Raw genomic sequence first — 13,158 nt, forward strand, 5'->3', positions numbered from 1 at the left:
TCCTCTCTGAAACTTTGAACAACTGCTTGACGTCAGCTGATGTGACATGGCTTACTGTAGGCCACCGTTGAATTGAATGAACGTTAAGTCAATCAATGTTCCTTGAATTGAGCAACTAGAGGAGACCACTTATGAGCGCCATCGAGGTAAAAGAAGTGAGCGTTCGCTATAGCACGGTGGACGCCCTCGACGCCGTCGATCTTCGAGTGGAGACTGGCGAGTTTCTGACCGTGCTGGGCCCGAGCGGCTCAGGCAAGTCGACTTTGCTAGGCGTCATATCAGGACTCACGACCCCGACATTCGGGGAAATTCGAATCAACGGTGCCGACGTCACCCACACGCCGAGTCACCGCCGGAACATGGGACTCGTATTCCAGAACTATGCGCTCTTCCCGACGATGACTGTCGCCCAGAACGTCGCATTCGGACTCAAGGTCCGCAAGACTCCGCGGAGCGAAATCGGGTCCAAGGTTGCAGATGCCCTCGCCATGGTGCGTTTGGGATCGCTCGGTCAACGTCCCATCGGGGCACTTTCGGGGGGCCAGCAGCAGAGGGTGGCACTCGCCCGCGCCCTTGTGATCCGGCCGACGGTGCTGCTGCTTGACGAACCGCTCGGTGCCCTCGACCGCAAACTACGACAAGAGGTCCAAGTTGAGTTGCGTGATTTGCAACGCGAACTGGGCATCACCACCGTCATGGTCACGCATGACCAAGAGGAAGCGCTCACGCTCTCTGATCGCATCGCCATCGTCAACGACGGATCGATCGAACAGATCGGAAGTCCCGACGACCTCTATCGCCGACCTAGGACACCGTTCGTTGCGAGTTTCCTCGGTACCTCCAACCAGGTCGAGGGGCGTATCGAGCGCCACGGACCGGATTGGGCAGTCGTCTCCGGTGGCCTGAGGATGCCGTGCCGCGAGCCGGCAGAAATTTTGTCGGCAGAAGGTTCCATCGACAGGGTCGCGACGCTACGTCCGGAATCGATCAGCGTTTCGACACGTGACGAAGGCGCAATGGTTCGTGCATCTGTCCGGGACGCCATCTACCTCGGAGGCGCGATCAGATATCACTTGGACCTCGAGACGGGCCACGAGTGGATCGCGGTTTCGCACGACGCGTCTTCCGTCATCGATCGAGGTGCCCTCGTGCACCTTTCATGGTCCCCCGAATCGGTTTGGCTTATGGAGCCCACCACCTTCGACGGTCGGTCCGGACCCGTCGAACTCGTCACTGAAGGAGAAAAGGTATGAAGTTCAGGCTCATCACCTTGGTAGCAGTTTCTGCAATGGCACTGTCCGCCTGTAGTTCCAGTGGCGGGTCCGGCGGCACCCCCGATGCGATTCGCATGGTTGAGACCGGCGGCGCCAGTGGCGAATCGATCAAGGTCGCCTACGGCAACCCATTCACCGAAGCCACCGGCGTCAAGCTCGTTCAGGAGACTCCTCCCGACATGGGGAAGCTCGAGGCCATGGTCAAGTCGGGCAATGTCACCGCCGACCTCTACGAACTGGGTGGCTCGGCCGTCCAACTCGCTGTCGACTCGGACCTCATCCAGAAGCTTGATTGGGAAGCCATCGATCCCGAACCGATGAATGAAGCAGCGAAGACGCCGTACGGGCTGGGCTATCAGACTTTTGCCCTCTATATGGGTTCGCTTAAGGACACCAAACCGATCACGACGTGGCAAGAGTTCTGGGACACCTCCGCAGTGCCCGGCAAGCGAGCGATCCCGGCCTATGCCCGATATGCGCTTCCGATCGCTTTGCTCGCTGACGGAGTGAAGCCTCAAGATCTCTACCCCATCGACATCGATCGAGCGTTCAAGAGCCTCGAGAAAATCGCCGATGACCTGATCCTGTGGGATGCGGCTTCCCAAACGCCACAACTGCTTGAGTCGAAGGAAGCGGTGTACGTCGCGACGTGGGACAACGTCTATCCCAAAGACGGTTTCTATACGAGCTTCGATAACGCGGTGCGTGACCAGAGCTTTATCGTGATCCCCAAGGGTGCGAAAAACGTCGAGTACGCCAACAAGTTGCTCCACGAGATGAGCAAAGTCGAGAACCAGGTCAAGGCGGCCGGAATAATTCCTCTTGCTGGACCCAGCCCGGAACTACTCGATCACCTCAGTGCGGACGTCATCGAGTCGATGCCCGCCAATCCCAGCAACGAAGCCACCCAGGCAACCTACGACTACGCGTGGTGGGCCGAGAACGGCGACGCCGTCAACGAGCGCTGGGAGCAGTTCAAGCTCGAGAGTCTCGGATGAACGACGTCCTGACGTCGTCCCCTCCTGCCGCTGGGCCGGGCTGGACGGCCCGCGCCCGACGAACGAGACCGGCCGCCCGCGATTGGCAGCGAATTGCCCTCGTGGCGGCCGCCCTGATCGTGCTGTTCATGGGTTTCGTCCTGCCTCTTGCCTTGTTGGCTCCCCAGAGCCTGAATGACGGTGACGGCTTCTCGCCGGCCGCATACGCGAAGTTCTTCACCCATCACCTCTACCTCGACATCATCGTGAGCACGGCGAAGATCGCTGGTTGGACCGCTGTACTGTCCGTTCTCGTCGGCTACCCGTACGCCCTGTGGGTGAACAGGCTCGGCCCCCGAATGCGCGTCATCGCCGTCATCGCGGTAGTGCTCCCGTTCTGGGTGAGCATTCTTGTGCGGACCTACAGTTGGACCATCGTGCTCGGCAAGCAAGGCCTGGTCAACGAGGCCTTGGCGAAGATCGGTCTCATCGACCAGCCGCTCGAGTTGCTCTACACGGACACCGGCGTGCTCATCGGCACGGTGAACATCCTCGCGCCGTTCTTCATCCTTCCGATGATCGCTACCATGCGCGCGATCGACAATCGGCTCGTGCTCGCGGCGCGTAGCCTCGGCGCCACGCCCTTCCAGGCTTTCTGGCGCGTGTATTTCCCGATGACTGTTCCGACCCTCGTCTCATCGGCGTTCCTCGTCTTCGTCCTTGGTTTCGGTTTCTACGTGACCCCAGCCATCCTTGGCGGCGGCCGTGTCCAGATGCTTGCCACTCTTCTGGCCTATCTGGTCAACACGTCACCGGACTGGGCTCTGGCCGCGGCGATCTCGGTGCTGCTGCTCGCCACCACCGCACTCGTCGGCATCGTTTCGAAGCTCGTGAGGAAGGACTCCTGATGATCTCACGGTTTGCGCTCTCACTCTGGTCGCTCCTGGTCATGGTGTGGCTGGTAGCACCCGTCCTCATCGTCGTGCCGATGTCGTTCTCGGCCGGTTCGGGCGTCGGTTTCCCGCCGGAGGGGTTTTCCTTGCAGTGGTACGACCGACTGCTGTCGGATCCGATGTGGCTCGAAGCGTTGCAGACATCACTCGTCGTCGCGTTGTGCACCAGCTGCATCGCCGTAGTGGCCGGCACCCTGGCGTCGTACGCCATCGCACGATGGCCAGGGCGGCTCAGCACGTTATTGCGAGCCGCCTCGATGGGTCCGATGGTCGTACCCACGATCGTCCTGAGCGTTGCCATCTACCTCGTGTGGGCCAAGGTCGGACTCATAGGGACAGTCCCCGGCCTCATTATCGCGCACACAACGCTTGCGCTGCCGTTCGTCGTCCTTGTCATGGTCAACGCAGTGTCTTCATTCGACGTGCGCATCGAGCAAGCAGCCTCGAGTCTCGGTGCGAGGCAACGGATCATCCTGACGCGGGTGGTACTGCCGGCCATCGCCCCACACGCATTCGTCGCATGGCTCTTCGCCTTCATCGTCAGTTTCGACGAAGTCGTGATCTCCTCTTTCATCGCCGGAACCCACATCACCGTTCCGGTGAAGATGTTCTCCACATTGCGCAACCAGATTGACCCAACTATCACGGCGATCTCGACGATCCTCATCGCCGTCACGCTGCTCGTCGGTGTCGTTGCCGCAGTGCTCCTGCGCCGCAGACTCGCCTCCGTCGTCGGAACGATTCACTGACGCCACCATCACCACTATTCCCTGACACACCACATCACCCCTGGAGTACAGAGTTCCGTGAAATTCAACCTGTCGACGATTCTGTCGGAATCAGCTCGTATCTCACCCGAAGCGTCATACCTCGTCACCGACGCGGCAACCCACACCTACGCCGAAATAGACGCTTGGGCAGACCGCGCGGCGGGGGTCCTGGCATCGCGAGGCATCGGGATTGGCACACGAGTCGCGCTTCGCTTGCCCAACATCCCAGCCTTCTTCCCCTACTACTTCGCCTTGCTGCGACGAGGTGCAGTGATCGTGCCGATGAACCCGCTCCTCAGCGATCGGGAAGTCGCAACGATCGTCCACGACGCGACGGTCTCGCATCTCATCGTGCTCGGCGAGGACGAGGTGGACACACCGGCGGGGATCCAACGGTGGAACCTCGAAGAGTTGATGGCTACGGAAACCCAGGTCGGACCCCTCGTCGATATCGCTCAGACTGACGGAGACGACACAGCGCTCATCATCTTCACGAGTGGAACAACAGGAAGACCCAAGGGCGCTGAACTCACGCACCTGCAATTGTTCCTCACTGTGCTCCTCGAAGGCGACACCTATGGGATCACCTCTGACGACGTGCTGCTGGGGGCCCTACCGCTGTTCCACATCTACGGACTTTCAGGCGTCCTTCACTCCGCGACCTCGCGAGCTCAGACGATCTACCTGATGAACGGGTTCTCGACCCAGACCGTCTACGACGCAATCGAGAGTCACGGCGTCAGCGTCATACTCGGCGTGCCCACGATGTATCACGCACTCATAGCCGCAGACGACGGCACCCGAGACCTGTCCAGCGTCCGGATCGCTGTCAGCGGTGGCGCGCCGATGCCGATGGAGATGGTTCGAGACCTCGAACGGACTTTCCCGAACGTGACGTACCTCGAAGGATACGGCCTGACCGAGACCTGTAGCGCGGGCACAGTCAACGGGGGCCCGTTCCCGTATCGCGAAGGATCCATCGGCCGGCCGTTGTGGGGTATGCAGATGCGCGTCGTCGACCTCGACGGCCACGAGTTGCCGCCGGGCCCGGACCACACCGGAGAACTCGTCCTGAGGGGCCACGGCATCATGAAGGGCTACCTCGACCGCCCTGACCAAACCTCCGAGGCCCTACGCGAAGGATGGTTGTACAGCGGCGATATCGCGTGGATCGATAGGGATGGCTACGCCTATCTCGTCGGCCGACTCAAGGAACTCATCATCCGCGGCGGCTACAACGTCTACCCCCGCGAAATCGAGGAGGTGCTCTACGCCCACCCCGGCGTCAGCGCCGCCGCGGTCGTGGGCCGGCCGGACGCCCACCACGGTGAAGAAATCGTTGCATTCGTCGTTCCGACGGACGCCAACGTCGACGTCCACGACGTCATCGAATTCGTGCGCCAGAACCTGGCGCACTACAAATGCCCACGAGAGGTGATCATGATCGACTCCCTACCACAGGGCTCCACAGGAAAGATCGACAAATCGGTGCTCAGAGCCACCGTGATCGCAAAAGACACAGTGGGAGACAACGCATGAGCGCCCGCGTCCTCGTCGTCGGTGGTGTCGGCCAGATCGGTCGCCACGTCGTCCGCCTGCTTGCCACGTTGCCCGAAGTGAAAACCGTGATCATAGGCGACATTGCCGCTGAGAGAGCTGAACTGCTGGCGAGCGAACTCGGAGAACGAGGCGAAGCCCGTGCCTTCGACGCGACCGACCGCGTCCAACTCGACCAGGCACTCTCCGACGTCGACCTGGTTGTCAATACGATGGGCCCCTTCGACCGGTTCGGCCTGCCGATTCTTACGGCCGCTATCGAGAACGGCCGCAACTACGTCGATGTCTGCGATGACTGGCAAGCGACCGAATCGTTCTTGGCGCTCGACGAGAAGGCACGTGCCGCGAACGTGACAGCCGTCATCGGTTTCGGTCTGAGCCCAGGGATCACCAACATGCTCGCCATCCGTGCAGCGCGCGGATTCTCGAACATTGACCGGATGCTCACCGGGTGGTCACTTACAGCCGTCACAACCGAGCACGAGGAGATCTTCGACGCAGGCAGGGTCGGATCCGCTGCGACCTACCACTGGATCGAACAAGTCACCGGAACCATCCGGGTCTGGCGCGACGGTGGGCTGGCTGACGTCACTCCCCTCGACGTCATCGAGGTCGACTACCCCGATCGAGGCAAACAACGGGTCTACGCACTCGGCCACCCTGAGCCGATCACGTTGCCCACCCGGATCGGCATGGTTAGCGAGTCGCTCAACGTGATGTCCGGGCCACAGTTCGTCTTCGATCAACTCGTCGAGACCGCAGCAAGAGTCGACTCTGGAGAGTTCAGCGTTGACGAGGCCGTTGCGGCGATGTCAACCAACAAGCGTCACGCAGACGGGACCACACCGCCGGACAAGTTCCCGAAGGTCTGGGCCCACGTCACGGGAATTCGCGACGGAAAGCAAACGACAGTGGCCGCCCATCTGCTGTCCTTGCCGCCTCACCGCATGGGAGGAAACACCGGATATCCGGCCGCTCTGACAGCCGCAGCCCTTTTGCGCGGAGACGTGCAGACTGCCGGGGTTCTGGCACCCGAAGACATTGGGACACCTGAGGCGTTCTTCGAGTCGCTGCGTGCCGTGAGCACCGACCCGGGGGCTTCACTCGACGAATTCCTGATCGTGACCGAGGTAGTCGAGGGTTGATTCTCTCGCGCAGAATGGCGGGGAAAGGTCCCATTCGACGCGAACCATCTCAACATCGTTGTCAGCGAAGAAGGTTGATGTGGGACTGCGCGCGCTCTGCGATGTAGTGCGGCTCATCGAAGCAAACAGCAGACGGATATCTGAGAACGCGTCTCTGTCCGGTGGACCCTTCACCTCATCAACCGATCAACACCCGCCCACTTGACTGATTCACGAGCGAACACTCACGCTGTGGGCGAGCGATGGTGCGGCCATCGAGCATGGTCGCACCATCATTGTCGATCGACTTACACGGTGGGCGAATACTTTCAACGAATCGCCAACTTTGTCGCACGATTCGTCGCCGCTGCGTTCCCGGAAGGACGCCGGAACTCGGTCGTTTACCCAAAAATGCCTCGACAACTGCAACACTGTTGGGGGCCGTCTATCGATCCCAAACTTGAAATTTCGACGGTGCAGTACGCGCGAGAGTAGTGCACGGCGCTCATGACGTCGAGTCGCGGTAGCTTCGATGCAGATCCCCCGCCAGTCGGGGGCAGAGTTCGCTGCCGAGCCCTCGTCCACGGACCCGCAAGCGCCTAGTCGGTCGACGCCTGAAGGCCCATACTATGATGCCTCCGAAGGACTTTGAGACAGTCGCACGGGTCCGCTGGATGTAGTTAGATCACGCAGGCACCCGGCCTCTTGCCCTTGTTCCACTACATCCTCAGCGAGCAAAATTGCTCTGACTCGGGTTTGCCCGGGTTCGTGTCCGTCGGGGCACCGAACCACAACGCACCAACATCTTCGCGACCCACGGTCGATCATTGCGTCCCGATATCTACGCACACGCCCGAGTTACGCACCACACTGTCGGACCGCACTTTCGAATGTTCCTGCGCCTCAATCGGCCTCAATTTCGGACGGTCCTCTGGCGAACCTTTCGAGGGCTAACAGGCCGTCGGAGGCAGAACAATACGACCTGAACCGGACCGCAGCGCTTTCTCCACCGGTTTGGGGTGACAAACAGATACGACTCCGGCTCTTCAGCTACCAGGAACAGGCGAGCAACGCGCTTGTAGCTCACCCATCAGCCGTACGATCGGGATGCGGCAATCTCGAACTGCGGAGACAGACTGTCTCCCACCGACAACCATCGACCTCTCCCGACAAACGCTCGCCCAAACACTTGCCAGTGATTCGGAGGAATGATCCTCCACGTATATATCGAGTGTCAGCTCCCCGACGCCCGAAAGAGTTGTCGAAGGGCCTGTGGGACGTACACCGCCGTGCGAAATCGGACTCAATGTAGAAACCCCACTATCAAGATCATGCTTCGTTCGCCGACGAACACCTAAGCGCTGGAACCCATTTGGCACTGCCTGTCGACGTCTGGAAGTCAAGGGGTCGCACCGACCATCCGAAGAGCCAATTCTACGTAGCGTGCCGCAAGTGCGTCGGGCTCCGAATAGGTGTTGGACGGGAACCATCGACTGACGTCGACCCCAAGCGAGGTGATAGCGAGTGCGGCTGCCTCCACGTCGACTGTCTGAAAGTCACCTGACGCGTCACCAGCCTCGATAACTCGGGTGAACACCCTCGATGTCGACCGCCTGATGTCCGCGATGACATTGAAATGCTCGTTCGAGAGCGAACGCAGTTCGTATTGCACGACTCGCGCGAGCGCGCGATTGTCTGCGTGCCACTTCACATAGGCGGCGACGATGGCGGCCAACCTGATCACCGGTGATGCGGCGGGCTGATCAGCCTGCTCAACGGCGATGAGCGCTGCATCGTGTCCTTCCAGACTGATGGCAAACAGTAGAGACTCTTTGGTCTTGTAATGGGGATAGACAGCCCCGGCACTGAGATCCAGATTCGCGGCAATCTCGCGAGTGGTTGTCGCACCGTACCCCTTAGCTGCGAATACCTCGATTGCCGCCGCGCGTATACGTGCGGCGGCCTTTGATGTACCCACCTCACTGACGCAATGGTGCGTGGGCGTACTCATCGCCGGGTTTCCTCTCGATCGGCTGGGCCTTGACAGGTATCCGTCTACAAGGTCAGTATATGCAAGTGCATAGAAAATATGCATCTGCATATTTTTCTTTCGCACGTGACCCACCGCCCTCGCAGATGTAACACGAGCAGGCCGCTCCAGAACCCCAGATTAGCCTCGGGGCAACCTCAAAGTCCGGTACGCCGGAGGCGGACTGAGCATCCATCGGTGTCGAGCATCTGAACCAGGAGAAGGAAACATCAATGGGCAACATCACTTACGACTTCACCGGCAAATCGGTCATCGTCACCGGCGCAGCCCGCGGCATCGGCCAGGCACTGGCACGCCACTTCGCCGAAGCCAAAGCCACCGTCTTCATGGTGGACTTCGACAAGGCCGAACTCGACAAGGCCGCCCGTGACGTCGGCGCCATCGGTATCCCCGCCGACGTCAGTAACACCGACGACGTCGAACGGGTCGTCTCCACCGTGATCGACGAGACCGGCCGAATCGACATCCTCGTCAACAACGCGGGCATCCTGCGCGACAAGGTGCTGTGGAAGCTGACCGACGACGACTGGAATCAGGTCCTGAACGTCCACGCCGGCGGGACATTTCGCTTCACGAGGGCATGTGTACCGCACTTCCGGAAGCAGGAGTTTGGGCGCGTCGTCAACATCACCTCGTACACCGGACTGCACGGCAACCGGGGCCAAGCGAACTATGCCACCGCGAAGGCCGGGATCATCGGATTCACCAAGACCGCTGCGAAGGAACTGGCGGCGTTCGGTGTCACTGTCAACGCCATCTCGCCGAACGCCGCCACGCGGATGACCGCATCGATTCCCGCGGACAAGATCGCCGAACTCACCGGACCGATCTCACGGTTCGCAGACCCTTCCGAGATGGCCGATGCCATCTGCTTCCTGGCTTCCGAGGAAGCCGGCTACATCACTGGCGTCGTCCTTCCGGTCGACGGCGGGGTCTCCATGTGACACCACTTTCCGAACGGATGAACCCATGACCGATGTACTCTCCCGGCGCGACATCGACTTCCTGCTCTACGAATGGCTCGATGTCACCTCGCTGACCTCCCGCACACGCTTCGCCGAACATTCGAAGGATACTTTCGATGCGGTGCTCGACCTCAGCGCGAACATCGCGCACAAGCATTTCGCCACGCACAACAAGAAGGCCGACGCTCAGGAGCCGACCCTGCGCTCCGACGGCACCATCGACATGATCGGCGAGGTCAAAACCGCCCTCGCCGCCTACGCTGCGTCGGGGCTGATGGCGGGGCAATTCGACGAGAGCGTCGGAGGTATGCAACTACCCGCCACTGTGGCGCGGGCGGCGATGGCCTGGTTCCAGGCCGCCAATGCAGGCACCGCCGCATATCCGTTCCTGACCATTGCCAACGCCAACCTGATCGCGGCTTACGGCACCGAACAGCAGATCGACGACTACCTTCGCCCGATGCTCGAGGGCCGGTACTTCGGCACGATGTGCCTCTCCGAACCCCAGGCTGGGTCGTCGCTGGCGGACATCACCACCCGGGCGATCCCGCAGGAGGACGGCAGCTACAAGTTGACCGGCACGAAGATGTGGATCTCGGGAGGTGACCACGAACTCACCGAGAACATCGTGCACCTGGTGCTGGCAAAGACCCCGGGCGGCGGCCCCGGAGTCAAAGGCATCTCGTTGTTCATCGTCCCGAAATTTCTTCCCGGCGTAGACGGCAGTGTCGGTGAACGCAACGACGTCACGCTGATGGGCCTCAACCACAAGATGGGTAACCGCGGCACCACCAACACGCTGCTGGCATTTGGCGATGGAACACATTCCCCGGCAGGACAATCCGGCGCTGTGGGATTCCTCGTGGGGCAGGAACACCGGGGTCTGTCGTATATGTTTCATATGATGAACGAGGCCAGGATCGGTGTCGGTTTCCTCGCCACCTCACTCGGTTATGTCGGCTATCTGAAATCGCTCGAGTACGCGAAGGTACGAACCCAGGGACGCCCGCTCGGAGCCAAGAACCCGTCTTCTTCGCCGGTTCCGATCATCGACCACGCCGATGTCCGCCGCATGCTGCTCGCACAGAAGTCCTACGTCGAAGGCGCTCTGGCCCTTGGTCTCTACTGCTCCAGGTTGGTTGACGAGCACGAAACCGTCGAAGATGCAGCAACCGCTGACGAAGCAAGTTTGCTCCTCGACATCCTGACCCCGATCGCGAAGAGTTGGCCATCACAATGGTGCCTCGAAGCCAACAGCCTCGCCATTCAAGTCCACGGCGGATTCGGCTACACCCGCGACTACGACGTCGAACAGCATTACCGCGACAACCGCTTGAACCCGATTCACGAAGGTACCCATGGCATTCAAGGACTAGACCTGCTGAGTCGTAAGGTCACCATGCGCGACGGTGCCGGCTTGGTCCTGCTCGGATCAAAGGTTGCCTCGACCATCGAACGCAGCAGGCTTCTCGGGGGCGAGACAGCGAGTTACGCGGACGAACTCGATTCGGCGTGGAACCGTATGGTCGAGGTGACGACGATCTTGCGCTCGACGGATGACGCGGCGATATCGTTGGCGAACTCGTCGGTGTATCTGGAGGTATTCGGACACACAGTGATTGCATGGATGTGGCTCGAACAGCTCACCGCGGTCGTCGGCAAGGACGGCGACTTCTACGACGGAAAGCGCCATGCCGCCCGCTATTTCTATCGTCATGAGCTACCGAAAGTCGCACCGCAATTGGATCTGTTGGCGCGCCTTGATCGGACCACTCTCGACATGAACCCCAGCTGGTTCTGAGTCGGATGAGGCATTGCACATGAGCTCTCGACGAGTTCCTCATCGCCTCGAATCATCACAGGGCAAAGAAACCGAAACCCATGGAAGGGGTCGCAAGTCTGGATGGCCACCGTCCCGACGGCCTCCTCATATCACTGTGCGTTCCGCCACAACCGAGCTAGTCACCCGAAAACATCTGTCCACCAACCCGAAGCACATCAAATCGTACGTACCAGATATACAGGAGAGATCATGACCCGTGCGGCAATTGTGTCCACAGCACGTACCCCCATCGGCAAAGCCTACCGAGGAGCGTTCAACAACACCCAAGGTCAAGAACTCGCAGCACATGCGATCAAACACGCACTGAGTACCGCTGGCCTCGACCCCTCCGACATCGAAGATGTAATCCTCGGTTGCGCGCTTCCCGAAGGCTCGACCGGCTTCAACATAGCCAGGCAGGCGGCACTCCGCGCCGGCCTCCCGGTAGCTGTCCCCGGAATGACCGTAGATCGGCAGTGCTCCTCCGGACTTATGGCTGTCGCAATCGCCGCAAAACAGGTTCTGGTAGACGGCATGCGGGCCACCATTGGCGGTGGCGTCGAGTCGATTTCGCTCGTTCAAAATGCGCATGTCAACAAATATCGCGCACGCGACGCCTGGCTCGAAGCGAATGCTCCCGGGATTTACATGCCCATGCTTCACACAGCCGAGATTGTAGCAACGCGATACGGCGTAAGCCGGGATCGCCAGGACCAGATGGCATTTGAGTCTCACCGCCGTGCCGCACAAGCACAAAACAACGGAATCTACGACGCGGAGATCGCTCCGATCACCGTTGTCAAGATCGAAGTCGACAAGGTCACCGGTGAGCAGCGAGAAATCGAGGTCACTCTCACGCGAGACGAAGGGGTGCGCCCGTCGACCACTCTCGACGGGCTTACCGGACTCAAAACCGTCCTGAAGCCTGGTGAAGTCGTGGATGCTCCTACTGTCACCGCAGGCAACGCCTCTCAACTATCCGACGGCGCATCCATGAACGTCATAGTCGACGAACACTTCGCCAAAGCCAATGGCCTTACCCCTCTTGGGTATTACCGCGGGATTGCAGTCACTGGCTGTGCCCCGAACGAAATGGGTATCGGCCCAATCGCGGCGATACCGAAGCTGCTCAAGCAACACGGCCTGACGGTGGACGACATCGGTGTCTGGGAACTCAATGAAGCGTTCGCCGCCCAAGCCGCCTACTGCGGCGACACAATCGGCATCGATCCGACAAAATGCAATGTGAATGGTGGCGCAATTGCCCTCGGCCATCCTTACGGAATGACCGGTGCGCGCGCAGTTGGCCATGCACTACTCGAAGCGCAGCGCCGCGGCGAACAATTCGCAGTCGTATCCATGTGTGTCGGTGGCGGTATGGGGGCCGCAGGACTTTTCGAAACAGCCTAACTGGCAACCTCATCCACGGTTGCCCTCGACGAGCAAAACATCAGGCTGGACGTCGCACCATACCGGCTAGCGCCGTCACGCTCAGTCGGAAAGGGCGATTCAAGTGATGGTTCCCGCCGCAGCGAGAACGGTTGGGTGCGGGTGATCGCGCGACAGGGCGATCACCCGCATACGAGATCGAACCGAGACTGTTCCAGGGATGGAATTCATGCCTCTGCTAGATTCTTGCGCGCAACTCGGAGCGCCGCCTGTCTAC

At 60.3% G+C, this 13,158-nt stretch carries 10 protein-coding genes; 9 read left to right on the forward strand and 1 reads right to left on the reverse strand.

The genetic code is table 11. From position 1 onward, the window contains the following. The first annotated feature begins 131 nt into the window (after positions 1 to 131). Genes ABIE52_RS22875 through ABIE52_RS22900 form a run of 6 tightly spaced genes read left to right on the forward strand, consistent with a single transcriptional unit; the run spans position 132 to position 6,676 of the window. On the forward strand, positions 132 to 1,253 hold the full coding sequence (locus tag ABIE52_RS22875) for an ABC transporter ATP-binding protein (RefSeq protein WP_192712642.1): 1,122 nt from the start codon (positions 132 to 134) through the stop codon (positions 1,251 to 1,253). Beyond that, entirely contained in the window at positions 1,250 to 2,272 is a 1,023-nt protein-coding gene (locus ABIE52_RS22880; protein WP_192712643.1) for an extracellular solute-binding protein, read from the forward strand. Before ABIE52_RS22875 ends, ABIE52_RS22880 begins: the two co-directional genes overlap by 4 nt. Continuing rightward, entirely contained in the window at positions 2,269 to 3,159 is an 891-nt protein-coding gene (locus ABIE52_RS22885; RefSeq protein ID WP_192712644.1) for an ABC transporter permease, read from the forward strand. Before ABIE52_RS22880 ends, ABIE52_RS22885 begins: the two co-directional genes overlap by 4 nt. After that, positions 3,159 to 3,953, forward strand: a complete 795-nt coding sequence (locus tag ABIE52_RS22890; protein ID WP_192712645.1) for an ABC transporter permease — start codon at positions 3,159 to 3,161, stop codon at positions 3,951 to 3,953. Before ABIE52_RS22885 ends, ABIE52_RS22890 begins: the two co-directional genes overlap by 1 nt. A 57-nt stretch (positions 3,954 to 4,010) precedes the next feature. Next, the gene (locus ABIE52_RS22895; RefSeq protein WP_192712646.1) at positions 4,011 to 5,513 is read left to right on the forward strand and encodes a class I adenylate-forming enzyme family protein; all 1,503 of its coding nucleotides are present in this window, start codon (positions 4,011 to 4,013) and stop codon (positions 5,511 to 5,513) included. Further along, positions 5,510 to 6,676, forward strand: coding sequence for a saccharopine dehydrogenase family protein (locus ABIE52_RS22900; RefSeq protein WP_192712647.1), 1,167 nt, complete (start codon positions 5,510 to 5,512; stop codon positions 6,674 to 6,676). The genes ABIE52_RS22895 and ABIE52_RS22900 overlap by 4 nt, the downstream gene beginning before the upstream one ends. A gap of 1,378 nt (positions 6,677 to 8,054) precedes the next feature. Here ABIE52_RS22900 and ABIE52_RS22905 read toward each other — a convergent pair. Then, on the reverse strand, positions 8,055 to 8,666 hold the full coding sequence (locus tag ABIE52_RS22905) for a TetR/AcrR family transcriptional regulator (RefSeq protein WP_192712648.1): 612 nt from the start codon (positions 8,664 to 8,666) through the stop codon (positions 8,055 to 8,057). A gap of 251 nt (positions 8,667 to 8,917) precedes the next feature. On the opposite strand from ABIE52_RS22905, the gene ABIE52_RS22910 reads away from it, so the two are divergent. The 3 genes from ABIE52_RS22910 to ABIE52_RS22920 all read left to right on the forward strand — a co-directional run bounded on the left by ABIE52_RS22910 (position 8,918) and on the right by ABIE52_RS22920 (position 12,902). Then, a complete protein-coding gene (locus tag ABIE52_RS22910) occupies positions 8,918 to 9,649 on the forward strand; it encodes an SDR family NAD(P)-dependent oxidoreductase (RefSeq protein WP_192712649.1) in 732 nt (243 codons plus the stop codon). A 25-nt stretch (positions 9,650 to 9,674) separates the two neighbouring features. Beyond that, positions 9,675 to 11,471 (forward strand): acyl-CoA dehydrogenase, encoded by a 1,797-nt coding sequence (locus ABIE52_RS22915; protein WP_192712650.1) that lies wholly within the window; start codon positions 9,675 to 9,677, stop codon positions 11,469 to 11,471. Positions 11,472 to 11,702: 231 nt separating this feature from the next. Beyond that, positions 11,703 to 12,902, forward strand: coding sequence for an acetyl-CoA C-acyltransferase (locus ABIE52_RS22920; protein ID WP_192712651.1), 1,200 nt, complete (start codon positions 11,703 to 11,705; stop codon positions 12,900 to 12,902). Positions 12,903 to 13,158: the final 256 nt, after the last annotated feature.

The organism is Rhodococcus sp. OAS809, from assembly GCF_040546695.1.
Lineage (GTDB): Bacteria > Actinomycetota > Actinomycetes > Mycobacteriales > Mycobacteriaceae > Rhodococcus_F > Rhodococcus_F qingshengii.